This window comes from Microvirga lotononidis, from assembly GCF_034627025.1.
Taxonomy (GTDB): Bacteria; Pseudomonadota; Alphaproteobacteria; order Rhizobiales; family Beijerinckiaceae; genus Microvirga; species Microvirga lotononidis.
In genome coordinates, this window is the sequence record NZ_CP141050.1 from 760571 (window position 1) to 785040 (window position 24470).

At 60.7% G+C, this 24470-nt stretch carries 20 protein-coding genes and 1 pseudogene; 8 read left to right on the plus strand and 13 right to left on the minus strand.

Annotated features, from left to right (window positions below; translation table 11 throughout):
• Positions 1 to 77: 77 nt before the first annotated feature.
• Complete coding sequence (locus tag U0023_RS33260; RefSeq protein WP_009762537.1) at positions 78 to 1559, plus strand: mechanosensitive ion channel family protein; 1482 nt, start codon at positions 78 to 80, stop codon at positions 1557 to 1559.
• Between the two features lie 145 nt (positions 1560 to 1704).
• Here U0023_RS33260 and U0023_RS33265 read toward each other — a convergent pair whose 3' ends face one another.
• The 5 genes from U0023_RS33265 to sigJ all read right to left on the minus strand — a co-directional run bounded on the left by U0023_RS33265 (position 1705) and on the right by sigJ (position 9512).
• The gene (locus U0023_RS33265) at positions 1705 to 3288 is read right to left on the minus strand and encodes a winged helix-turn-helix domain-containing tetratricopeptide repeat protein (protein ID WP_009762538.1); all 1584 of its coding nucleotides are present in this window, start codon (positions 3286 to 3288) and stop codon (positions 1705 to 1707) included.
• Between the two features lie 398 nt (positions 3289 to 3686).
• The gene (locus tag U0023_RS33270) at positions 3687 to 4163 is read right to left on the minus strand and encodes a hypothetical protein (RefSeq protein ID WP_009762539.1); all 477 of its coding nucleotides are present in this window, start codon (positions 4161 to 4163) and stop codon (positions 3687 to 3689) included.
• A gap of 26 nt (positions 4164 to 4189) precedes the next feature.
• A complete protein-coding gene (locus U0023_RS33275; protein WP_322883873.1) occupies positions 4190 to 5482 on the minus strand; it encodes a flagellar hook protein FlgE in 1293 nt (430 codons plus the stop codon).
• A gap of 241 nt (positions 5483 to 5723) precedes the next feature.
• Positions 5724 to 7883, minus strand: coding sequence for a mechanosensitive ion channel family protein (locus tag U0023_RS33280; protein ID WP_009762541.1), 2160 nt, complete (start codon positions 7881 to 7883; stop codon positions 5724 to 5726).
• A 696-nt stretch (positions 7884 to 8579) separates the two neighbouring features.
• Entirely contained in the window at positions 8580 to 9512 is a 933-nt protein-coding gene (sigJ, locus tag U0023_RS33285; protein WP_040638587.1) for an RNA polymerase sigma factor SigJ, read from the minus strand.
• 175 nt (positions 9513 to 9687) lie between these two features.
• Here sigJ and U0023_RS33290 point away from each other — a divergent pair, with 175 nt between their 5' ends.
• Positions 9688 to 10143: a carboxymuconolactone decarboxylase family protein gene (locus U0023_RS33290; RefSeq protein ID WP_009762544.1), complete on the plus strand. Its 456-nt coding sequence runs from the start codon at positions 9688 to 9690 to the stop codon at positions 10141 to 10143.
• A gap of 467 nt (positions 10144 to 10610) precedes the next feature.
• Here the strand turns inward: U0023_RS33290 and U0023_RS33295 are convergent, their stop codons facing one another.
• The 5 genes from U0023_RS33295 to U0023_RS33320 all read right to left on the minus strand — a co-directional run bounded on the left by U0023_RS33295 (position 10611) and on the right by U0023_RS33320 (position 14506).
• Complete coding sequence (locus U0023_RS33295; protein WP_009762545.1) at positions 10611 to 11636, minus strand: IS110 family RNA-guided transposase; 1026 nt, start codon at positions 11634 to 11636, stop codon at positions 10611 to 10613.
• Between the two features lie 165 nt (positions 11637 to 11801).
• The gene (locus U0023_RS33300; RefSeq protein WP_154661077.1) at positions 11802 to 12137 is read right to left on the minus strand and encodes a hypothetical protein; all 336 of its coding nucleotides are present in this window, start codon (positions 12135 to 12137) and stop codon (positions 11802 to 11804) included.
• Between the two features lie 196 nt (positions 12138 to 12333).
• Complete coding sequence (locus tag U0023_RS33305) at positions 12334 to 12750, minus strand: response regulator (RefSeq protein WP_195904194.1); 417 nt, start codon at positions 12748 to 12750, stop codon at positions 12334 to 12336.
• A 20-nt stretch (positions 12751 to 12770) separates the two neighbouring features.
• Positions 12771 to 13307, minus strand: coding sequence for a hypothetical protein (locus U0023_RS33310; protein WP_040638588.1), 537 nt, complete (start codon positions 13305 to 13307; stop codon positions 12771 to 12773).
• 845 nt (positions 13308 to 14152) lie between these two features.
• Entirely contained in the window at positions 14153 to 14506 is a 354-nt protein-coding gene (locus tag U0023_RS33320; RefSeq protein WP_322883874.1) for a hypothetical protein, read from the minus strand.
• Positions 14507 to 15077: 571 nt separating this feature from the next.
• Between U0023_RS33320 and U0023_RS33325 the strand changes: the two genes are divergently transcribed.
• On the plus strand, positions 15078 to 16187 hold the full coding sequence (locus tag U0023_RS33325; RefSeq protein ID WP_322883912.1) for an adenylate/guanylate cyclase domain-containing protein: 1110 nt from the start codon (positions 15078 to 15080) through the stop codon (positions 16185 to 16187).
• Here the strand turns inward: U0023_RS33325 and U0023_RS33330 are convergent.
• On the minus strand, positions 16171 to 16797 hold the full coding sequence (locus tag U0023_RS33330) for a TetR/AcrR family transcriptional regulator (protein ID WP_009762553.1): 627 nt from the start codon (positions 16795 to 16797) through the stop codon (positions 16171 to 16173). The two genes, U0023_RS33325 and U0023_RS33330, sit on opposite strands and share 17 nt — an antisense overlap.
• A gap of 281 nt (positions 16798 to 17078) precedes the next feature.
• Between U0023_RS33330 and U0023_RS33335 the strand changes: the two genes are divergently transcribed.
• From U0023_RS33335 to U0023_RS33350, 4 genes are all read left to right on the plus strand, one after another.
• Positions 17079 to 18113: an HlyD family secretion protein gene (locus U0023_RS33335; RefSeq protein ID WP_009762554.1), complete on the plus strand. Its 1035-nt coding sequence runs from the start codon at positions 17079 to 17081 to the stop codon at positions 18111 to 18113.
• Positions 18110 to 19774, plus strand: a complete 1665-nt coding sequence (locus U0023_RS33340; RefSeq protein WP_009762555.1) for an MFS transporter — start codon at positions 18110 to 18112, stop codon at positions 19772 to 19774. The genes U0023_RS33335 and U0023_RS33340 overlap by 4 nt, the downstream gene beginning before the upstream one ends.
• A gap of 156 nt (positions 19775 to 19930) precedes the next feature.
• Positions 19931 to 20584, plus strand: coding sequence for a TetR/AcrR family transcriptional regulator (locus U0023_RS33345; RefSeq protein WP_009762556.1), 654 nt, complete (start codon positions 19931 to 19933; stop codon positions 20582 to 20584).
• A gap of 160 nt (positions 20585 to 20744) precedes the next feature.
• A complete protein-coding gene (locus tag U0023_RS33350) occupies positions 20745 to 21056 on the plus strand; it encodes a hypothetical protein (RefSeq protein WP_040638589.1) in 312 nt (103 codons plus the stop codon).
• A gap of 79 nt (positions 21057 to 21135) precedes the next feature.
• Here the strand turns inward: U0023_RS33350 and U0023_RS33355 are convergent.
• Both U0023_RS33355 and U0023_RS33360 read right to left on the minus strand, forming a co-directional pair.
• Positions 21136 to 21618 (minus strand): annotated as a pseudogene (locus tag U0023_RS33355) (DUF2585 family protein).
• Positions 21619 to 21732: 114 nt separating this feature from the next.
• Positions 21733 to 22704 carry an alpha/beta hydrolase gene (locus U0023_RS33360; protein ID WP_083861453.1) on the minus strand — a complete coding sequence of 324 codons (972 nt, stop codon included), beginning with the start codon at positions 22702 to 22704 and terminating at the stop codon, positions 21733 to 21735.
• Between the two features lie 664 nt (positions 22705 to 23368).
• Between U0023_RS33360 and U0023_RS33365 the strand changes: the two genes are divergently transcribed.
• On the plus strand, positions 23369 to 24004 hold the full coding sequence (locus U0023_RS33365) for a transposase (RefSeq protein WP_009762560.1): 636 nt from the start codon (positions 23369 to 23371) through the stop codon (positions 24002 to 24004).
• The last annotated feature ends 466 nt before the right edge of the window (positions 24005 to 24470 follow it).

A 24470-nucleotide genomic window follows, 5' to 3' on the forward strand; every position in this document is an offset into this window, starting at 1 on the left:
AGCCGCATCCGTGAGCTGATCCTTCGGGCCCCGCGATTTTCGGATTTCGTAATCCACCTTTGAATTCGAGTGAACCGATGTCCTTTCCCGCAATGCTTGCCGATCCGGCCATGCCGCTCTTCTCCCTCGGCGTCATCGGCATCATCGTATGGCACCTGATTCCGCAGGCGCGTGCGAATGAGCGGATGCTTGTTGAGCTCGTCTTTTTCGGAGCCATGACCCTCGCTCTCATCCACGCTCATCTGGCGCCCTTGAGCTATGCCGACGGCGGCGCGCGAGACGTGAATGCCCTGCTGCTGACATCCGCGAAGATCCTGTGGTGGGTGCATCTTGCCTGGGCCATCATCGGCATCGTCCGCCTTTACCTCATTCTCAATGGCAAGCCGCGGGAGGCCCGCCTTGTCCAGGACTTGATCGTCGGCGTCGTCTATTTGGGCATGGGTCTTTCCGTCCTCGCCTTCGTCTTTGGCGTCCCGATCGGAACCCTCGTGGCTACATCCGGGGTCGTGGCGATCATTCTCGGCCTCGCACTCCAGAATACGCTGAGCGACGTGTTCTCCGGCATCGCCCTGACCCTTGGACGCCCCTATGCGCTCGGGGATTGGATCGACCTCAGTGATGGCACGGAAGGACGTGTCGTCGAAAGCACGTGGCGGTCGACCCATATTCTAACTGCCGAAAGCAACATCGCCGTTCTGCCCAACAGCGTTCTGGCGAAGCTCGTGCTCAAAAACGTAAACCGGCCGTCCGAAACGCACAGAATGAGCGTCATCGTCAGGATCGCGCCGACACGCATGCCGTCTGTCGTGTGCGACGTGATGAAGGTAGTTCTCTCGAACTCCAGAACAGCCCTCAAGGAGCCCGCTCCTCTCGTGTCCCTCAAGACATTGGACGCTGTCGCACTCGAGGTTGAACTGCAATTCTGGGTATCAAGCATTTCTCAACGCATGGCGGCAAAGAACGAGATCCTCGATCTCGTCTACCGCCATTGTAAATCGTACGGCCTGCTCCTTGCGACGCCATCCGATGCTCTCGTGGCAATACGTGATCTCCCAACCGAGGAGAGCGCCGAGCCGCCGCCTGTAACACCTCTCCAGCTCATCAAGGCCGTCCCGATCTTCCAATCTCTTGATCTCGATGAAAAGAAGGCTCTAGCAGAGGCTGTGATCGTCCGTGAGTTCAGTTCTGGAGAGGTGATCGGTCGGCGAGATAAGCCGGCCACAAACCTGGCGATTGTGCGCTCCGGCGTCATTTCAGCCCGCATGGATCACGAGGAAATCGCCCGCCTTGCACCTGGCGACTATTACGGGGGAGCCGGTTTGTTCGTGGATACCGAGGAGGCTTGCACCTTGGAGGCGCTGGAGAACGTCGTCGTTTATGAAATCAAACAGCAAGCATTGGCTGCGTTGCTTGCAGAGCGACCCGCTCTGACGCGAACCTTGACGAGCGCGCTGTCCCTGCGGGGGCAGCAATCTCCTAAGAGTGAATCTCAGACGACGTCGGACGCCCGCGGGGGGCGGGTTCTACTTAGCGCGATCCAATCAATCTTTCGTGGCTAAACCATCGGACGCAAAGTGGCGCTGACGTCCGAAGGTCTCAACTGATAGTTCCATTCATCGTTACGATGAACCCAAGTCCTGCTTCTACGGTCGATGCTTTAGGAACTCGTCGCTGCGATGCTGACGGCCGCTTAATTGACAGGTGCTACTCCGGCAGACCTGATCTCCGCAACCCTTCGGTCAGAGCGTCGAGATCCGCCGGCCGGCGGAGCTGCAGCCAGTCACTGATATTCGAGATTCGCAGGGAGGGATTCAGTTGCCGCAACTCGCGAAGGGTGCGCGCTGCCTCACGCGTCCGACCGGCAAGTGCATCACTGGCGGCAAGAACTCCGGCTGCGAGTGCGAAGGTCGGCAACTCTCTGAGCGCTTTGCTGGCCCATAATGACGCGTGATCATAGTTTCCGGCCAGCATATGGGCCAGTGCCGTTCCGGTCTGCATACGAGGCATCTCAGGGTCCAGGGGGCTCAGTCGCATTCCCTTCGCGAAGCGCTCGATGGCATCGTCTGGCTCTCCTCGGGCGATCCTCTGGAACCCGCTGAGATACCACGCCGCCAAGAGGTTGGGATTGAGCACCAGCGCTCGGTCAAGCAAAGCTATGCAACCGTCGAGGTCGCCTCCAAAATGGCCAAGGGCGTGACCGCCGCGCGTCAGGGCGATTGGGTCATGCCTGCCAAGTTCAATGGCCCGGTGGGCCAATCTGGCGCCCTCGGCGGCATCCTGCGCGGGATCGGCCAACCAGCCGTTGACCTTGCGCCAAACGTGGCACCACGCTGCCATGCCGTAACCGGCTGCGTAGTCTGGGTCGAGCTCGATCACCTTGTAAAACAGCGGCAGGGCCTGGTTGACGGCCTCCCTGGTTCCCTGGTGGAATCTCGCCATGCCGCGCAGATAGTAATCATAGGCGTCGAGGCAGTCATTCGCCTTGCGGTGGGCTCGCTCGATCTCAGCTCGTTCCAGTTGAGGAACGATTGCGCCGACAACACTGGCCACTACTTCGTCTTGCACTTGGAAGATGTCAGTAAGCGAGGCTTCAAAGCGTTCAGCCCAAACGGTGATCCCAGTGGCCGCCTCAATCAGTTGACCTGTGATACGCACACGATCCTCGGCCCTGCGTAGGCTGCCCTCAAGCAGATACCGGACCCCCAGGTCGCGGCCGACCTGAGTCACGTCGACCGTACGGCCCTTGTATGTGAAGCTCGAGTTGCGGGCGGTGACGAAGAGCCAGCCAAGGCGCGACAACGCTGCGATTATATCCTCCACCACCCCGTCGGCAAAGTACTCCTGCGTGGGGTCCGCGCTCAGGTTCAGGAACGGCATGACGGCGATGGACGGCCGTCTGTCAACCCTCGGTACGGATGATGGCAACGGAGTCGCTGCGGTGAAATCCTGGCCGGGCAGACCAGTTTGGTTTGGACGGTCGATCACCCGGACATCGGCAACAAACCGGAACCCCTTTCGGGCGACAGTACGTACCAGGCGCTGTTCCGACCCGCTGTCGCCAATAGCGTTGCGCACAGCGTTGACGTGGCTCGTCATCGTCGACTCAGAGACGATCCGCCCACCCCAGATCACGTGCAGCAATTCCTGTTTGCTGACGACGCGCGCGCTGTGCTGAACTAGATAGAGCAGCAGATCGAACGCCCTTGGCCCCAGCGCGATCGTATCAGGTCCTCTGGTGAGCTCGCGCCGATCCGGATCGAGCCTGTAGCTGCCGAAAGTAAATTGCACCAGGTTGCTCCTGATGAGACTGATCCGGTTGCTCGGTTTATTGGCCCTTGCAGTCCGGAAAACTCTGTTAATGCGGCCTCTGAGGAGACCATGATCTCCGGTGATTGCTGGCGGGTTCTGTCGATGTCGGTTTCAAAGGAGCAGTCATCCTTACGATCCAACGGCGGCATGACGGAAACTCGTCAATCCGGTTTTGCCGTGGAAGGCAGCTCATTCACTCTTCTTGCTATGCAAGGGGGCTGACCCGGTGTCAATGCGAAGTGGGTCTGGAGACGACGGACAGCGTCGCCGATCTGGTAACCGTAAAGCTTTGCTCTGCCAGATACATAGAGCCGTCCCTCATCGGTTCGAAGGAGTTTGCGTGTCTGCTGAGGGTCGACAGCGGAGTGCATGCTGAACTACGATGGGAAGGCAGGACGGACGTCGGCTTCATCATCGTCAAAACGGGGCTTTGGCTCGAACGGGAACCCTTCCGACGTCCCTTGGATGATCGGCCAAGGACGATTGTCCGTCACAAAGCCGCCTTTGAATGGATTCACCGACAGCCCCACACGGACGTCCGCACCCTGCCTCACACCTAGAATTTGAAGGAATACTCTTGGCATGAAGATGTAGGTACACACCATGGACATCGCTTTGATCGCCCCGATCACAGTGATACCAGAATCATCGTCCAAGATCTCGCCTGGAACCGAGATCATCCATCGGAACGCCCCGTCACCCGGCTTGGCGCCCGCGACATGAATGTTGAATGGCCTGCCGCCAGCCACACCTCGAAGGGAGATGAGGCGGGAGCTGTCCGGCGCTAAAGTTGCGGTACCTCCCTCCGCTTCGATAAAGCCAGCCAGAATGAGTGACGCTGCACGAGCCTGCATGATATGCCTCAGACGGTTCTGACGCTTCAGCGCTTAAGGTTGATGAGGACGTCTAGGAGTTCCGACCCGGTCTGGAAGACCTTCGAGTTCGCCGTGTAGGCGCTCTGGGACTGAATCATCTCCGCGAGCTCGGTGCCGAGGTCGACGTTCGATGCTTCGAGAGTTCCCGAGTTCACGCTTCCATAGCCGGCACTTCCCGCCGTGCCGAATTTAACGCCCCCTGATTGCTGCGTTTCCCGGTAGACGTTGCCTGGCTCGGTGCTCAGCCGGTCAGGGCTCTGAAAGCTGGCGAGCTGAATCTGGTACGACGGATTGCGCGTTCCATCCGCGTAAACCTCATACAGGGTTCCATCCGTTGAAATTTCGAAGCCTTCCAGCGAGCTCGCAGCGTTTCCGTCCGCTTCGGCCTTGTAGACCGTATAAGGAGCATCGACCTGCTGCATGCCCGTCAGATCGAGGGTGAATGGAAAGGTCGCTCCGGTTTCCGTCGCATGGGGGATGTCGAATGACAGCGATCCGCCGGAACCTTTCCCGGTCATCGGATCGAAGGCGAGCGTGCTCGTTCCGCGAAGGCTGGCCGGGCGGGATTCGCTGCCGCGATCGTAGACGGCCACCTGCCACTCGTTGGCGCCCGTCTTGGCAAGGTAGACATCGAGAGTGACCTTCGTTCCCAAGGGATCATAGGTCACGATGCTTGTCTTGATATCGTAGGTCCCTTCTGCAGGGAGGGTGCCAGCTGGGGGTGTCCATGGCGAGCGGACGCTCGTGCTGGCCGGCAGGTTCGCCTTGAATACACCGCTTCTGGAGACATTCGGTTTCAGCTCTCCCGATGGCAATTCGATCGGCACGAGAGCCCCCGCCCCGCTGGAGGTTCCATCCGCATTGAGTTTCTGCCCCAGCAACTCAAATCCGGCCGGGTTGATCAGACGGGTAACGGCCTGCTTCGTGCCGTCCTCTGTCTCAACGAGCCGAACAATGGGCACAAAAGAGCCTGCGCGTGTGTAGGCCACGGCTCCTCCTGCATCCACCACAGGGAAAAATCCATTCCCGTCAATCATAAGATCGAAGGCCGAGGTCGTATACTGCTTGGCCCCTTGTTGGCTGATGCTGTATCTGACGCTGCTCGTGACGGAGCCAGAATCATAGGAGCCATGGCCGCTCGTAGCCACAAACGTAGCAAATTCGGTTGAGGCGCGCTTGTAGCCCGTGGTGTTTTGGTTGGCGATATTATCGGAGATGGTCGACAGCCTGGAGGACTGAGCGTTCATGCCTGAAAGGCTTGTCCGCATTGCACCGTATATTCCCATGCTTGCCCCCATCTCTAATGATGCGTTTCATGCCGTCGCGTCGATTGGCAGACGCGGCACCTTATGTTTCGGACACAGGATGGCGATGGGCCGGCGGAAAGTCCTTGCGGCGACCTTGGAAATTTCATGAGTTTATCTTGGAAATTTGTCCAAGACGGCATTTGCCAGTTCTGGGGAACCGATCCGGAGAATCCGTCGAAGCTGTCCGAGGCGCGCACGAGTCACCTGTGCCGGATCTGAGGTTAAAGGATGGCTATTCTGCCGCAGGCCGTTTGGAGCTGGTGCGCTCAATCACGTGTCGTGCTGCGGCCGGGCCGGTCGCCTCCCGCTCCGATACCAGAACCGTCGGCGTGGCGAAACGGATGCCACTCTCGTCGAAAGCCTGCTTGATCCGGGCAAGAGCCCTGCGCCTGATCGTGAACTGCTCGCCCGGTCTGGTCGTCATCTTGCAGCGGATCTCGATGGCATAGTCCCCGAACTGCTCAACTCCCTGCATCTTCAGCGGATCGATGATGTGTTGAGAGAATTCAGATTCCTCCGCTAGCTCTTGGCCAATCGTTTTGATGAGCTTGCGTACCCTCTCCAGGTCGGTGTCGTAGGTGACGTTGATCTGAAACTTGTCAATGACCCAGTCGCGGCTCATGTTCTGTACTGCCCCGAGCTGTCCGAACGGAACTGTGTAGACCGGCCCGCGATGATGCCGTAGTTTCACCGAGCGCAGGGAAAAGGCCTCGACCGTCCCCTTGTAGGAGCCGCTTTGGATATACTCGCCGATCCGAAATGCATCATCCAGCAGATAGAAGATCCCGCTGATGACGTCCTTGACCATTGTCTGGGCGCCAAACCCGACAGCCACGCCAAACACGCCGGCGCCTGCAATCAGCGGCCCAATCTCAAACCCGAGCGCCGACAAGGCAGTGAGCGCCGCCAATGTGGTGATGACCACAAATAGTATGTTGCGGAAGATTGGCAGCAAAGTGCGAAGCCGTGCCTGATGAATGGCATCCTTCGTGTTGGGGGATGCCGCTGCACCCGCTTCCGCCAGTCTAGCATCCACCGCGGCCTTGCTCACATGCCAGAGAAAGTCGGCCAGCAGCAGGACCATGATGCTCGTCAGAGCTCCACGGACCATTCTCGTCGCGAGGGTGTCACGCGCGGTGATGGCGACGAGGTCAATGCCCCAGACATCCGCCAGGAACAATGCCGCAGTCAGCATGAGAACCATCCGCAATCCCCGCTTGATGGCGACCTCCAGAACACCCCGCTTCGGAACTTCATCCTCGGCCGTGGGGCGCAGAAGGTGCGCGACCGCCAATTGCCCAACCGCGATGGCTTTGGGCAGCAGCATCGCGACCACGATCAGCCAGAACAGGTGGTCGAGGCCTGCGACCCACAACAACCAGAGCAGGACACCATAAGCCGTGAGGAGGATGCTGAGGCAGGCAGGGCCCCAGCTGGTATGCGGAGGCGCCACTTTGGGGCACGGTCGACGCCAGATCGCCTCCAGCGCGATCCCGAGCAGTCCCATGCCGAGGAAATAGCCAGCCGCCTCGTGCAGATCCGGGCTGAAGCCGAACACAATCAAGAGATCCAGAGTGGCGCGCCCGAACGCCCAGTATCCTATGAACAGTCCCAACCGACGCTGCCAGAAGCGGGCGTGCTCGGCTGGCATCGGTACGACCCGGAACCGCGCTAAATCATCCAGCTCCACAGTGCCGTTCGGCACCAGCACCACACGGCCGAGAACGAGCGTCAGACGAAAGAGCACCGCGGCCGCCAGATACGCGATCACGACCTGCCGCAGGAGCGGCGGCCATTCGAACAAGAGGAATGCCCCGACACTGCCGAGTCCGAATATCGCCACAACCAATGATCCGAAGCCAAGGCGCATGGCGATCATGCGCAAGCGGTCCGCGACGGTGGTCATGGGATGGTGTCGGATCCAGCGGCGGCTTCGCTTTGTGGCGCGCCAGAACAGGCACTCGGAGCCATAGCCCAGAGCAGCGAACCCACCGATGAGCGCCACCACAGTGGAGAGCCCGCGGTTTCGGAGCTCCTGCAACAGACGATTGGACGCTCGGCGCAACTCGAACAGAAAATGTGGGATGGCCAGTACGACCTTTGCAAAATGCTCGTGGATCCCAGACAACCGCGACGCCATCTGGATGCGGTCGGCTATAGGTTCGGAGGATGAAGGCGCCTCCTGCGCGCTCCGGGCCCGCTCCAGCCAAACGCGCACAGCCGGATCTTCGAGCAGCTTAACGAATTCTTGCACGGACGGTGGTGTCTGGGCTTCCTGGGCAGGAGCGACGGCACCAAGCGGCGCGGCAAGGAAGACCAGTGCGAGCAGGATGAGCATCGCCCATCGCCCCGGTTTCGCCGGTGCCAACATAATCACTCGCTCGACGACCATGGTCACCTACCCCCAATCCAGGGACCATCTCATCTCGATTTCGGGCCAGGCGATATCAGGGATTTCTTTGAGGCGGCGAGCTTGTGTTGCCCGCCGAAACCGTCAGTCGTTCGACTCGCCCGAGCCAAATCGAACGCCGTCCAATAACACGTCCAAGACGGAGGCGACGGCCACTTGCGCTCCTTCGACCGACGGCGGCAGGGTTAGAATTGGATGCTGATCGAGGGTCATACTTGGAAGCCGATTGACAACCGGACGCTGTCCCATGCCGCGGTCGTCCTTCGAGCGCCACATGGCAACGGGCTCGGGCCTGCCGGGACAATCGGTGAGCGGGAGCTACCCTGCCCTGCGCTCCAGGAAAGTCCGGTAGCGTCCATCCGCCTTCAGTTCCGGCATTCGGTAGCAACGACCACCAAGAGTCAGCTAAGTGCCTAGACGGGCAAAGAACTTTCGCGCTATCGATCATAGAACGTTCGGGATCCTCGGCGAGGGAGCGGTTCCGGCCATATCAATCGTGGGAGCGGCCACTTCAGCAAGTCCGATGCCTCAAAGGCCTCATCCCGACCTGAAAACGGCACTTCCTTTGTTCGGCTCTACTTCTCAGTTCGCCCCCAAGGGGACGTTCGACCGTGAACGAGCAACGTGTGCCGCCTATCGAACGGTTATCCGCCTTACTGCAGTCACGCAGACGGCTTATCAGGCTGGTGGTATCGGCGAGATGCGTTTTGGAAAGTCCACGTCTGCCGCCAAGTGAGACAGCTTATCCGGGTTTTTGACGATGTAGATCGCGGTGATCCCGTCTTCGCGGATGTCGAGCGCGGTTGTCTGAAGAACGCCGCCTCCATCAAGGCTGACGTAGCCTGGTAGGCCGTCGATGGTGACGACACGAAGCAGCGTCGGCGGCAGGGCATCCTTGCGCCGCTGCCCGGTAAAAAGGCGCAGGGCCCGCTCGACACCCTGGATGACATTGCGGAAGGCAAGGACCTTGCCGCCGCCATCGGTATGAATCTCGACATTCCTTGCCAGAAGCACTGATAGCGCCGCCACGTCCCCGTCGCGCGCCGCGGCGAAGAAGGCACGAGTGATCCGGTCCGCATCCGCGGGTTCGACGTTGAAGCGGGGACGGGCGGCCTGCACGTTCTTGCGGGCGCGCGCCGCGAGCTGACGAACCGCGGCCGGCTTACGGTCGAGGGTCGTGGCCACTTCGGCCAGCGGCACGTCGAAGACGTCATGAAGAAGGAAGGCGGCCCGCTCCAGAGGCGACAGACGCTCGAGGGCCAGCATCAACGTGACCGTGACGTCGTCGACGACCGTCTCGTCCGGCTCCACGGAACCCACGAGAGGATCTGGCAGCCAGGGTCCGACGTAGGTTTCCCGCCGCGCCCGCGCGGAGCGGCGTCGGTCGAGGCACAGGCGTGTGACGATGCGGGTGAGATAGGCGGGAGGCGAATCGATGCCACCCTCCACCCCAACCCACCGCAGCCATGCGTCCTGCACGACGTCCTCCGCCTCGGTGAGCGAGCCCGTCATCCGGTAGGCCAGACGTGTCAGGCGCCTGCGCTCCGCCTCGAACTCGGTGGTCCGCCGATCGTCCATCGCCTCCATCCGCCCCGTTTTCTCGCCGACCATATCCGCTTTCCCGTCGCACGCGCATCCCGGACCCGAGGATAAGACGATCGGACGGGCCCGGATGTGACATCGGCCGCTGCGAGCGGAAATGCGGAGTGGCATGTCACATCCTGATCGCTTGGCCCGTCATGGCTTCGAACGTCGATTTCGGGCGTTCCGAACAGAGAGATGTGTCATGAGCGAGAACAAACGGCTGGTCTGGAACGAGGTGGCGCCGCAAGGTGCAAAGGCCCTTTTCGGCATCCACCACTACATCACCACGGCCACCGACCTACCCCCCGAACTGATCCACCTTGTCTTCCTGCGGGTTTCGCAGATCAACGGCTGCGCGCACTGCATCGACCTGCACACCCGGGACCTCCTGGACACGATGCCGTTCGAGAAGGTCGCCCTCGTTCCGGTCTGGGCCGAGGTGCCCCACCTGTTCCCCGACAAGTACCGCGCCGCGCTCGCGTGGGCGGAGGAAGTCACGCTCGTCAGCGAGACGCACGCCTCCGACGAAGCCTATGCGGCCGCAAGCGCGGCTTTCGCGCCCAAGGATCTCGTGGACCTCACGATCACAATCGCGGCAATGAACGCGTTCAACCGGCTGGGCGCGCCCTTTCGGCTTCCGGTCAAGGCCAGGGCCTAATCCGCTTCTTTGTATCGTCACGGAACGGCCCCGGCGCCGTTCCGCTTCCACCATTCAGGATCCAACCCATGGCTGCGAGACACTGGACCAGAAATTCCACCCGGAGGCCGGGAATGTCGCATATTGCACTTCTCTGAAGTAAACCGATGGTCTGCTCTCGCGGGGAGCAGCGGACGTTCCTAGAGCATAGGGGATCGTCAGTGCGTGACCCTGGCTGTCGTCTAATCGCGCGGTGGAATGCAAGCCCTTTTTGGTGTCGAGGCTGTGGTTTGCCGGGAGCAGTGTCGTCTTCGCGGTCGACAGCAGTCGCCGCATGATGGGGCTTCGCAGGGGGAACCTTCCAAGGTGTCAAACGCACGCTGCGGGCTTGGGGCGCGTAGGTGCAACAGGCTCGGCGGAATGGTTCGTCCACGTCCCGGCAGGGACGCCTCAGCACGCCCCGGGGCAGGCGCATCGAACTCTCCGGGTCAGGCGGTGGCGCTGTCCGTCCGGTTGAACGGCTCGCCGGATTTCAGCATCGCGTGCATGATGACAGCCAACTTGCGGGCTACAGCCACGGCTGCCCGCTTGAAGCCGATCCGCTCGCGCAGCATCAGCCCCCATTGACGCAGGTCGCTCTCGGCATGACTGCGCGTCAGGATCACGGTCGCGGCCTCATAGAGCAGCCCTCTCAGATGAGCGTCGCCGCGCCGGGAGATGTGGCCGTCATAATCGACCTCGCCTGATTGGTACCGTCGGGTCGTCAGACCCAGCCAGGCTCCGACCGAGCGCGACGTCTTGAAGTTCTCCGGATCCTCAATCGCAGCCGTGAACGAGGTGGCGGTGATCGCCCCCACGCCGGGGATCGCCATCAGCCGCTGGCAGGCCGCGCTTTGCCGGGCACTGGCAAGAAGCTGGCGCCCCAGGGCAGATGCCCGGCTGCGCACGCTGCGCCAGGCCTCCAGCATCGGCAGGATGATGCGGGCGAGTTCATCCTGCCCGACCAGGAGGCGCTGAACCTCGGCTTCGAATGTGGCGCCTTTGCCGCGGGGTATAACCAGCCCGAACGTCTTCATGAGCCCCCGGATCTGGTTGGACAGCTCGGTTGTGATCTGGACCAACCGGGACCGTGCGGCCACCCGCGTGCGGGCCAACATGCTGTCATAGCCCTTTACCCGCACCGCGCGGTAGAAGCCGACCTCGGCCAGATGGGCCAGGCCATCGGCATCGTTGGCGTCAGTTTTGTTGGGCGCCATGTCGAGGGCGGCCTTGGCATGGCGAGCGTCAATGCAGATTGCCGGCAGCCCCTCGGCCTGGAGCGCATGATAGAACCACACCGACAAAGGCCCGGTCTCGAACACCACCCGCTTGGGCTCAGGCGCACGCTTGCGAAGGACCTCGGCGATCAGGGTTGGATCCGACGGGCATTTGCCGCGCCAGATCCGCTTGCCGTCCCGCCGCACCGAGATCGCCGTCTCTTTCAGCGACACGTCAAGACCGATATCCTCACCCATGGTTGTTCTCCGTTCGATGCTTGGGCCCGGCGTCCAGTCGAGAGCCCGTATCTTCATCTTATCGGGGAACAACCACCCGCTCTTCCATGCAATGACTATCTGGCTCCAGGGTGACTCGCTCCGCGATTACCCACGCAAGGCACAGAATTCATCGGGATCACCGGGCTACCGGCTGCCTGCGGCGCAAATGATCATCTCGACAGCGGCAGCCAGTTCGGCGCCGTCAAGCTCGTTGAAACCAATGCTGTCGATGGAACCCTGGCTCGCCCCATCGAAGATTTCGATCCAGAATGGCGGCAGGCCGGCAGTGGCGTATTCTGGAGGGGTCTCGCTCAGCTGGACATTAAGTGGTCCGAGCCGCATCATGACGGGTCGCGAGTTGTTTGTCTTCTCATCCTGAAACCCGAGTTGGACCAGAGCCCGAACGATAGCCTGTTCGACGTCATCGGCACAGAGATCGGACAAGATGGAGTTGTCGACACATCGTTGCTTCGCGTTCATAGACATTGCCAATCCTTTTGGATGCAGGGATTCAGACTGCCGATAGGGATAAAGCGAAGTTCAGCGTAGTGTTGAGTACACGCGAGATCCTTTAGCCTCCCGGCTTAGTCCGTATGCTCGATCAGTGCACGACCGATGGAGTGGAATCCGGATTGAACTCGCGTCAATCTCCGGCCATTGCCTGATATCGTAATCCTTACGCAACCAGTGGAATCTCGTCGGGTTTGGTCTGACTCGGTGTCTCCGACACGAGGTGCTTGGCCGTGATACCCCTTAGTGTGTCGAGCACGACGGCCGGTGACGGATCCTCGAGGACAACATGCCCTTGAGCTGAGGCCTTCGCGTGCGGGGTGGCAATCACGGCAGCCCGCGTGGGATGGCTGTCGCGGTATTCATCAGCCAGGATCCAGCCATCGATCAGGCCCGGCATCGTTGCACGGCTGAAGAGCCAGTCGACAGGATGGGTCCAGTCCCTCAGCACGTGGAAGGCCTGTGCGCCGGACTCGGTCGCCACGACATCGAAGTTCCTGGCCCGAAGTTCCTGTGCGAGCCTCTCCAGAAACAGCGGGTTGGTATCGACGATGAGGATGCGTTCCTGATAGGTTGTATTCAAAGCAACCTCCTGATACCAATTCATCGCTTTGGAAAGTCCAGAGGTAATTCCATAGAGACTTTCAATATTAGTAGTATATCAATTACCGCTGCCCGATTCCCACTATGCCGGCATCTATGTCGGCAATCGCAAGGTTCATGAGGGCGATACTTTGGTTTAGCCTTTCTGGCATTACCGTAGCTCGACAGGCCCTCGGCGCTGCCGCCGAACTCGAACCCGTCGGCGGAGATGGTCTCGCAGCCCGTCTTCAACTCGTCGAACCGATCGCCCGTTCTGGATAAGGTGCGGCAGTTGCTCGCCCAGATCGTCAAGAGCAGCACGCGGGGGAGGTCATCCACCAGATCCGTGACCTCATCCAGAAGGCGCCGCCGCGGCTTGATCTGCTGGAGATCAACGGCGCCATTCGCGAGGTGATTGAACTCACCCGCGCCGTAGCGATGAAGAACACCGTCTGCGTCACGGCCGTCTTGGCGGACGGCTTGCCGCCCATTCGCGGCGATCGCGTGCAACTGCAGCAAGTCATGCTGAATCTGATCCTCAATGCCATTGAAGCCCAAAGCGGCGTCAGCGACCGTGAGCGGAGCATCCTGATCAGCATCGGCACAGCTGGCGCAGGGGACGTGCTTGTTACCGTGCGAGATTCAAGCCTGGCTGAGGATGGCCATGACGGCGCACGTGTTCGACACCGTCTATACGACCAAGGCGACGGGCCTGGGCATGCGGCTGTCGATCTGCCGTTCGATTGTCGACGCACACGGCGAACACATGTGGGGAGGGTGAATGAAGCGCGCGGAGCCGTGTTTTAGTTCGTGCTCCATGTATTGGGCGGTGCTGCTTCCCTCGTGCAGCCTACTCACCTGCAGCAAGGGCGGCAGTGTGGCCCGAAAAAATGACAACGGCCGGCCCCGAGGAAAAGGCCGGCCGTCGCTGCGGACCCAGGCGCTTGGGAGGTATCTGTCGGTCTGCATAACCTCGCGTCGGCCAGTCTGCCCCAGCTGGTACCGGTGAGGAATTCGTCTTTCAGAGCCTTATTAGACCCGTTGGGGTACCGTGCCGTCCAGCCTCCGTCGCCGGAAATCGCCGCGCCCGTGATCTGGTCTGCCGCAGGCAAACACTGGAAGGCCACCGTGCCGCCGAGTTGGGCCGAAGAGACAATTTGCAACGACGGTTGCTTTTCGGCCATAAGGTCCTTCGTCGCTTACTCTTGGCTGATGTGTTCCTTGAGGTCGCGCAGGCGGGCAGCGGAGAGTGCCGCGTAAATGCTGGCAAAGCCGGAATCTATGATGACAAGTCGCATGTGATTGACTCCGGTTGATTAATCGTTCAGGCGTCCGTGTGGTACAGCCTCCACTCCTTGTTCACGGCGATGTCTGTCTTCGATCGGCTTAGGGCTGTCCTGCTATTAATGGCGAAGATCGTGCGCCCGTAGATCTGCGCTCAGGATCATCTGTGCTGCCGTGGCCAGGTCATCCTCGTCGAATCCCGAGCATCCATAGCTGTCGATGACGGATTGGCTCGCGTTCGAATACACGTCGAGCCAGAATGGCGGCATGCCCAGAAACTCGGATGAAACTTCGGTCAACCGCACATCCAGCCAACTCAGGCGGGCTACAATCAGACTGCGGAAGCCTCCTCTCTCCCAAGGGCTGTAGGCAAGCTGCACATAGGCCCGGATAATCCGTCGTTCGATCTCGTCGGCATCCAGTCTCGCCCAAGTCACACCTGTGGACGCGGTTTCCAAGTATTGCATGGTCAATTTCTCCCTCGTACTATGCCTTTCTCCTGTCACCAAGCTCCTGGTCTGGAATCTATCGGACCGGGTCCTCCGCCACGCCAGAGCCATTGACGGGCTTGCAGAGCAAATGCTGTTTCCGACAGGCGATCGCCAAACAGGAAAGGTCTGCACCCATACAAAGCGGCTCTGGCTTAAGCACTCGAACGATCTCCACATTGGCAGGACGCCGTTGAACATTCGGTCATCCGCTTTGACGCGATTCGGGCGCGGCTGAGAGACCGCTGCCGCTGATAGGTTTGCGATGATGATGACGCAGGCGCCTGCGTATCGATAGCGTGCAGCGAGTCTAGTCCGGATGGCTTGAGCGGATAGGTCGACCTGTCCTTTGGTGTGGTATGGATGGGAGACGTCTTGTGCCAGAGTAGATCGCCAAGGATCTAGGATCGCCGCTATGGTGCCATTTCACAGAACCGCAGCCTCAGACGCCTGGAGACGCCAGAGGGAAGAACTCGCGGCATGGTTGATCGGCCCGGCTCGCCTGTCCGGCGACGCGGTTGCGGTCACCTCCGGACTTGCACAGAGGTTGACCGCGATGGGCGTTCCGTTGCACCGACTGCGGATTGGTATGCGCGTCGACAACCCGCTGCTGACTGCCTGGGGCATCATCTGGACGCCGGAAACGGCAGCCGAGATTTTTACCATCCCCCACGCCGTGCTCGATACCTCTGCTTATATCGGCAGCCCATATCAACATGTCATGGAGACCCAAACCTGGTTCCGGCAGCGGCTCGATCAGCTTGAGCCCGAGGGTCATACCGTTCTCCAGGAGTTGGCGAATGCCGGCTTTACCGACTATCTCGGAGTGCCGGTGACGTTCGGCAACGGGATCATCCAGGCAGCGATGTTTGCCACGCGGCACGCCAGCGGGTTTGCCGAGAACCATATCACTCTGATCGAGGACCTCGCCGTTCCCCTTTCGGCTGCGCTGGAAGCCATTGCCATGCGCCGCTCCACGGCAAGCCTGCTGGCCACCTTCCTTGGCGAGGGCCCGGCGGCGGGCGTGCAAGCGGGTGCAATCCGCCGCGGCAACATCATTGAGACGGAAGCGGCCATCCTACTCACGGATATGCGCGGGTTCACGCCCCTCTCGCTCACGGCATCGCCGTCGGACCTTCTGGCCACGCTGGGACGCTATTTCGAAGCCGTGGTCGATGCCGTGCGGGCGGAGGGCGGCGACGTTCTCAAGTTTGTCGGAGATGGGGTTTTGTCGATCTTTCGGGTCAGCGATGATGGCTGCTCCTCCGCCTGTGCGGCTGCAGTGCGGGCCGCGTCGCGGGTCTTGGCGGCCCGGGCGGAAGATCTGCCGCCCTTCGTCGCGGCGTTGCACGCCGGATCCGTGATGTACGGCAATATCGGCAGCCGCGATCGCCTGGACTTTACCGCGGTCGGACCGGCAGTGAATATGGTCAGCCGGCTGGAGGGGATCGCCAAGGCGACAGGCGAAACGGTGGTGTGCTCTGGAACCTTCGCCTCTGCCCTGCCAGGTACGTCCACCCGAACGATCGGCCGGTTCGAGCTCAAAGGGTTGGTCGGAGAGCACGAGGTTTTCGCCGTGGTTGCCGATCAGGTCGACCGTCCGTGCAGTCATGGCGTCGGCTGCTGCAACATAGACGCCCGGCTTTCGCCTACTTGTCCTGGCTAGATCGAACCCCGTTCAAAAAGACCTCGACGGCCGAATTGACCGCGGCCTGCATTTCTTTATTCGATGGCGGCGGGCGCAGCCCAAGAACCACCTGCAGGTGAAGGTTGTCTCGGATCATGCTGACGAAGTGTCCGGCAATGCGCAAGCAATCGTCCGTGCGGATGTCCCCTCGCCTCCTGGCGCCGTCGAGGACCTCGGCGAGCCGGGAGGTGGCCCGGCCCGGTCCTTGTTCGTAGAAGGATTTCACAAGCTTAGGAAAGCGATTGGCCTCGGTGACAGCCACGCGATAAATGCCGATCAAGGCGGGTGACATGTAAATGGTCATAAGCTGCTGACCGAAAGCGGTGAGCGTTTTTCGCAAATCCTGTCCATCAATCTCCTCAATCGCCAAGGGCGATAACGCCTCCTCCACATTTGCGGCAACGATGGCCAGGAAGAGCCCCTCTTTGTTACCGAATTCATTGTAGATGGTGCGCTTCGATCCACCGGCGCGTTCGATGATCGCGTCGATGCTCGTCGCCGCGTAGCCTTGTTCGAAAAAGACCTCGGCTGCCGCTTGCAGGAGGGCTTCCCGACGGCCGCTAGGCCGAGCTGTCTTTGCTGCCGGCACAGATGCCAACCTCTCTCCGCACCACTTTCGCCGCGAAGGTAATGTTCGTTACCAATCCTGTCAACGGAGGCTCCAGCCTAACCTTCGGTCTAGCCGTCCTGAATTTATCGCGAGGCCCTCCTGGCTATCCGGATACTGGCCGGATCGTCGAGGGAACGGCATCTTTAAGGGAAATGCGCCGGCAGCAATCAGGGGCGGTCGTCCCCGTCGGTAAGCTTCCCTTGACCGGTAACGATCATTACCGTACACGTCTTTGGTAACGTATATTACCGGAGGGCGCCATGGCGCGTCTCAGCGAAAAGAAACGAATTGGCCTGCTGCTATGCCTCGGTGCCATAGCCATCCCCGCGGCAGGGTGGAGTTGGGCCAACTCGAGCGATGCAACATCGACCGACAACGCGTATGTCCGGGGCGACGTGACCTCGCTTGCCCCGAAAGTCGCGGGGTATGTCACGGCCGTCGACGTTGAGGACAACCAGACCGTCCAAGCGGGTGATGTGTTGTTCCGGATCGACGACCGCGATTACCGCGCGCGTGTCGCTCAGGCCGTTGCCAGTCTCGAGGCGGCTCAAGCTCGCCTGACCAATGTCGATGCGGAAGGCGAACTTCAGCATGCCCTCATCCGGCAGGCCGAGGCCCAGAAGCAATCGGCGGAGGCCGAGTTGAGCCGCGCGACCAAAGCCTCGGATCGCCACCGCCAGCTCATCCGCAGCAATGCTGTCAGCCAAGCGCAGATCGACGAGAGCGATGCAGCCCGATCTCGCGCCGAGGCGGGCGTATCGGCGGCGGCCGCGACAGTGGAGGCCCAGCAGCGCCGCATCGCCGTCCTTGCCACGCAACGCGAAGCTGCCGTGGCGGCCGTTGCGCAGGCACAGGCCGCACGCGATCTCGCCCAGATCGATCTGGACAACACCGTCGTCCGTGCGCCGGTCGGCGGGGTGATTGGCAACCGCCAGGTACGCATCGGACGGCTGGTCGCGCCGGGCACGGCCTTGCTCGACATCGTCCCGGTGGCGGATGTCTGGATCGTGGCGAACTTCAAGGAAACCCAGCTCGAACATATCCGAGCCGGTCAACACGCCCGGATCACGGTGGACGGCTATCCGAGTGAGGCGCTCGAGGGGGTCGTGGACAGCTTCGCGCCAGGAAGCGGGTCCGCCTTCAGCCTGCTCCCAGCAGACAATGCGACAGGCAACTTCGTACGCGTCGTCCAGCGCGTCCCTGTCAAGATCCGGTTTTCCAGCAACCCGTTGCCTGGCCGCCTCGTGCCCGGCCTGTCCGCGCGGGTCGAGATCACGGAAGGAAGCGGCTCATGACCTCGGCGGTCGTCGCCCTGCGGAGCCGCGCTGAGCCTGCGGCAGGCCTCCTTCTCATCATAGGCATTGTGCTAGCCGCGCTGACCGAAGCGATCGCTGGCACCATCCTGTCGCTCGGGCGGGGTGACATCATCGGTGACACCTATGCAACGCCGGACGAGTTCGCCTGGCTGGATGTCGGCTACACGGCTTTTAAGCTGATCGGCTTCATCGCCGCTCCCTGGCTGATGACCCGGATCAACCCGCGCAGCCTGATCACCGGAGCGACCCTCCTCATGGGTGCAGCCTGCGGCTGGGCGGCCCTCACGGCACGGTTGGACCTGCTGGTCGCGCTTCGCGTTCTGCAAGGCCTGTCCGGCGGCATCCTCCTTGTTACAGGCCAGGCCCTCCTGTTCCTCGCCTATCCGCGGTCCCTCCAGCCGATCCTGCAAGCCCTGTTTGCGATAGGATCCGTCGTCGCCCCCGGGACGATCGCCCCTGCCCTTCAAGGTTGGCTGCTCGACACGCATTCCTGGACGTGGATCTTCTTCACTGTCGTACCGGTTGCACTGGCGGCCGCCGGGCTGCTGCTGATGGTTGATGCGGCACCTCCCGCAAAGGTCGCGCTCCGTCCGTTCGACTGGATAGGCTTCTCGCTGATGTCCATCGCTCTCTTCTGCTTCACCTATGTGCTCAGTCAGGGCAACCGATGGGACTGGTTTGCGGAGCCGCGCATTCTGTGGCTGACCGTGAGCGGCGCAACCTCGTTGCTGGCCTTTCTCGGCCATCAAGCCATGGCCAACGGCCCGGGCCTGCTCGATGGGACGGCGTTCCGATCCGAGGATTTTACGTTCGCTTTCATCGTCAGTTTCGTCGCAGGAGCCGCGCTGTTCGGAAGCGCGTTCCTGATACCCTCCTTTGCCGTCTCCGTCCTCGCCTTTACACCGACCGATGCGGGCCTGCTCCTGTTGCCGAGCAGCGCCCTCTTCGTCGCCACCCTCTTTCTCGCAGCCTTCCTCATGCAGGCGCGTCGTGTTCCTCCGTTCGCGACCGTGCCCTTTGGAATTCTGATGATCATGGCCGCCATGTGGATGCTGTCCGGCTCGACAAGCGAAAGCGGTGCGGACGACATGATGAACGCCATTCTTCTGCGCGGCTTTGGCCTCGGCTTCCTGTTTCTGTCGATCACTCTGATTGCCTTCGGCAATCTCACCGGCAACAATCTTGCTTTCGCCATCGGTCTCTTCAACTCAGGTCGCCAGCTCGGTGGTCTCCTGGGAGTCGCCGGGCTCCAGACGCTGATCGATCACAACGTCACAGCCAACGCAGCGGTGCTTGGCTCCCACGTCACGCCAGGCTCTCCGGCGAGCGCTGAAAGATTAGCGAACACGACAGCCATGCTGCTGGCAAGAGGCATGGATGCCGGCGCGGCGAGCCGCGCCGCCCTGAGCCTGCTGGGCCGGGCCGTCGCGGGCCAGTCCACGGTTATTGCCTTCGATACGGCGTTCAACGCCGTCGCCCTGCTCTTCGTCGTCGCCGCGCCTGTGCTGGTGGCCATCAAAATTGGCCTGGGCCGATATGCGAAATCGCAGACTGCGAAGTTAACGCGAACGGTCGAGCTACAACCCCGGGCACGAGTCGAGCAAGGAGCGGAGAAGACACCCCTTCGGATGCTCGGTTGAGGGTCCCGAAGCCGTCCAACTGCGGTCGCCGAATGCGGGACGCCTAGATCGCGAACCTGTGCACCCTCCACACAGGCTCCATCAGCATCCCGTCGAGCCCTGGCCGCCGCAGCCAGGGCTCATTCGCATCAACGTCACAGATCTCTAGGATGAGACATGCTCAGTAACATTCCTTCTTTGAATAAAGGATCAAGCTCTAATCCTCGGATCGTCTGCAAGAAGCGCCAGATCCTCGACGGTGCGCGACAGATCTTCCTCCAAAACGGCTATGCAGATGCCAGCATGGAGGAGATCGCCGTCCAGGCCGGGGTCTCGAAGGGCACGCTCTACAACCACTTCCGTAACAAAGATGACCTGTTCAAATCGCTGATCGACGTGGAAGCATCACGCGTCGCAGGAAAGCTGCCCTCCCCCAACCTGGAGGAGCCCAACTCAGTCTCTGCTCTTATGCCGATCGGAATTGCCATTCTTCAGGTCATGGACGACTCGACCACGGTGATGACCCTGCGCCTGATCATTGGAGCCGTCGGCCGGTTCCCCAATTTCGGTGAGGAGTTCCTGACGCGAAGCCTTGGTCCCACGGTCGAAAGGATTGCGGAGTATCTCGATACTCATGGGGCTGCTGGTGGCATCCAGATCCAGGACAGTCTTGCCACAGCCGAACAGTTCACAAGGTGGTGTCTGGCGCATGCGGCGGAGCGCGTTCTCATGCCCGACCGTCCCCGGAATACGGGGGCGGATTGCTCCGCTTGGGTCAGGCAGGCGCTTCGTGCATCAGGAATTTCAGCCGGCGCGCATCATCATGCATGACATCCCATTTGCTCTTACCCGTCGTCACCCTAGTGTTCTTCTGCGGCACCCTTCACGTCGCTCTCCTCTATTGGTCAGACGGCGGGACATCAGAAATTCCGCTCGCACTCGATTAAGTGGATGGCAGGGCCTACTCGCTTTTGGAGGTCTGATCGCGGCCTTGACTGGCGGTCTCGCAGTCCAAGCTGACGAATTCAACCCTCTGATCGTCTATGAGGAGGCGAGAGTTTTGAACGATCAATGGCAGGCCTGTGCCGCGACCTTCATCAACGGGAGACTCCAGGCGAACCAGACGGAGGAGCGGCTTGCGGAGCAAGCACTTGATCGATGCCGTGCAAGGCAGGACGGTCTGAACCGTTTTCTGATCAAGCGGATCGGCAGGACCAGCTCCAGTAATGTAGTTGCGCTTCTGCGCGAGAAGTATCGATCCGGGTTGATTGCCGCCATCGCCGAACTGAGATCACGCGAGTAGTCCTGGCAGGCCGACAGCTTGAAGATATCAAGGTGTTCGAATCCGTTTGACGGCAGCTCGGTCAGCACGCCCCTTGCCACTAGTTGATCGCCACTCCGGGATAGATCAACATAATGATGTTGAGAATGAGGTTACCTCCGATCCAGTATCTGACGATCAGTTCCATGAGAAGGGCCCGCATCACCGTCAGCCAAGCCGGACAAGGGCGGGCAACCCTAAAGCCGGCCACCATCGAACCAATGTCCATGACCGAGTTGATGACACTGTTGCCATAATATTCGAGAGCGATATTTGTCGCCCGATAGCGGTCAATGACCGTGTCTGTATTTTGGGCAACCTCCCACGCGCACTCGGGTCCGAGGACGACCAAGCGCGCCACGTCGCGCGGGGGCGACCTCTTTCGCACCTAACCGGTAAGCGACGTTGCACCATAGAGCAGGAAGCCGTGGATGATGGGGGGCGGAGTGTACCAGTCCGTCAGGTGCTGAGAATTGCCTGAGTGGTTGATCGTCCCATGCCACAGCTCAATCGTACCGCGCCTGCCGATCGGGGTCGGACCCATAACTAGCAGGACGTCCGCCGTGAGCACGATCAGGCACAGGGCAAGACCCGCAAAAAGCGCGACGGCGTCATCTTGACATGACCCACCTTTTACAAGTCTGATCAGATTAGCTGCTCAGCGGTCGACAGGCTCCAACGTCGACGTTGCGGTTCTGAACACGAACACGCCGGGCCCAGCATAGTGCCTCTTCAGCGGGTCTTCGATTTGACTATGAAATTTTGAGTAGAGTGCTACCATCGCGGCGAAGCGCGCGTGCCCGAGGCCGTCAGCCGTCGTCAATTCCGAGATATCCACAACCCGAGCGCCAAATCGCCTGGCCGCAGCCTGAACCCATGGATCATGCACATCATCTGCGCCGACACGCCGGCCGCCGCTGATAATGCGAGAGAGCAGCAAAGCGGTGTCATCACGCGACACCAGCAGCGTGAGTGGGCGAGGAAGCTGACCGATGATCTCAAGCTGACGGACCATCTCGGCGACGTCGATATCCGGAGCAGCCAATATGACGTTCGAAAATTGCTGGAACTTAGCTTGACGATGCTCTCGGCTCATTTTCGCCAGCGTCTCCATTGTAAGCCATCCTCCCATGCTGTGTGCCACCAATACAATCTGCGTGCGTGGTCGCTCAGCCAAAATCTCAATTGTCCTTGCGAGGCCCTCCGTTGACGCCGCTGCCGCTGCTCGGTCCGCGTTGTAGCTAAGCGGAGTCGCCTTGGACGGCCAGGCAAAAACTACCGCGACCCGTTGATCGTGAGCATCCGCGGTGATCTGCGCGAGCCGGTAAACTGCTTCTTGAAAGCTGTTGTTATATCCATGAACGAAAAGCCGGATGGATCGTCGATTGCCGCCCGCCCACTTGATGCTGGTGCGAAACTCAGCCTCCGAGAGGTGCGCTGCCTCAATTGTGACGAAATCGGTGGCGGGGTTAGGTGGGTCACTCGGCCACTCGATGGCATCGGTTCGGTGCGCTGGTGGGATGGAGATCACGTACCGGGCAAAGCGAAGCGTCTGCGATTGCCCGGTATCGAAAGCCGTCGCTAATCGCAGGTCTGGCGTTCGAAGTGTCGCAACAAAGATCGTGACCATCCTGCCACTACCCATGGCATCTGCAGGCCTCAGGACTTCGGGTCCGGGCCGTGTGACACATGCGGCGAGTGCTACCATGAGCGCAGCGATCATAACCCCGCGAAAGAGGTCCGGCCAACCTCCACCGATAGGGCTCGTCCTTCCTTCGTAAAGAGCCACCTGCCACTCCTCCCGCCATCATTTTGGATGGCGTCCCTCAAGCCAATCTCAGCCTCATTCCTGGCAATCTTGGAACGCGGAAGGCCTCCGCTCGTGGGACGTACTTTCCTTTGCAGGAGGTTGTCCGAGCTCCTTTTAAGGACCAACGAACGTTGTCGCACCTGCGCTTCCTTGTGCCGACAATCACCATTCAATATCGGAAGGCGATCGGCTATCAACTGAAAGTCGACACTCTCCTATGCGAGAGCATAGGCAGACCTTGCGCCCTACTTCCTTTCATAACCCGCCATCTAGTCGTCTTACTCTTTAGCACGTCCCAAACGTTACCTGTAGAAGACACGAGGGTATGATCTTGATCCGGCTTAGGTCACCTTGAAATCGAGGTCCACTCGATCCAGTTCGGCGGGATGAAACATGTCGATATGCGCAAGTTGCCAGCAGCCGCTCAAGAGGAGCGTCGCCGGCAGGTCGTCGGCCTCGTTAAAGCGGCCGGACTTATAAGGCCATGGTTGCACAGGTGGGCCTGACCCGCACCGGCGTGTTCGATATCTGCCGCGGCTTCGCCGAGCAGGGCCTGACCGGATTGGTCCGTGGACCGCGGGGCCCGGCATCCGGTACGAGTCGGTTTCTCGAGGTCGAGCAGGAGGCGCAGATCCGCGCTCTGATCCGCCGGCACACGCCCGAGCAACTCGGCCTGCCCTTCGCCCTGTGGAGCCGGGCTGCGGTGCAGATGCTGATCGAGCGGCACTGTAGCGTCGGGCTGGCGGTGCGCACCATCAGCACCTATTTGGCACGCGGGGGCTTCACGGCCCAGAACGGCAAGGTGTTCCTCATCTGGGACAACCTGCCGGTCCCTCGTGCCCGGGCGCGGCAGGATTGGTTGGCTGAGCACACGGAGCAGATCGAGGCCTTCTACCTGCCTCCCTTCAGCCGCGAGCCCGACCCAGACGAGGGTCTGAACGCCGACCTGAAGCAAGCCGCGACCGCAAGCCGCCCGCTCGCAGCAAGCCCGAACTCAAATGCACTGTCATCAGCTAGATGCGTCGGCTCGCCAAGTTGCCCGACCGGATCCGCAGCTACTTTGGGCATTCATCCTTCCGTTATGCCGCGTAGTTCAAGATCGCCCGAGCCTGATCAATAATACGTAGACTGACGTCTGATCGAGCCGTCGCTGAGCGTGTGTCGATCTATACGACGGACAAATCCCTATAGACCACCGGATAGCTATGTTTGGGGGGTAATTTCTCTAAGCTCTAGATAAATGCTTGGGTTACATGGAAATGGGTTCCAGGCACTTCTACCCGTGGGGGCAACTACGGGCCGGCGGGCTGCGCTACTGCAAATACAAAGTAGCGCGGTCCTGATCTCCGGCGCCTCGCTGTGGGTCAGCGGCTGGTAATGCCAGGGACTCGGGTCATCTACTCGGGGATGGCCCACCATATGAGACAGGCGTCCTGCAGATCAGTCCCGTCACAACTAAGAACCGACAGGGCCAGCTTTCGGTTCCAAGACTTATCTCTCATGCGCAAGATGGATGCTGACGAGATTCAAGGAGAACCGAATTAGGGAGAATCTAGGTACGACGCGGAAACACCACGCTGCAGTCC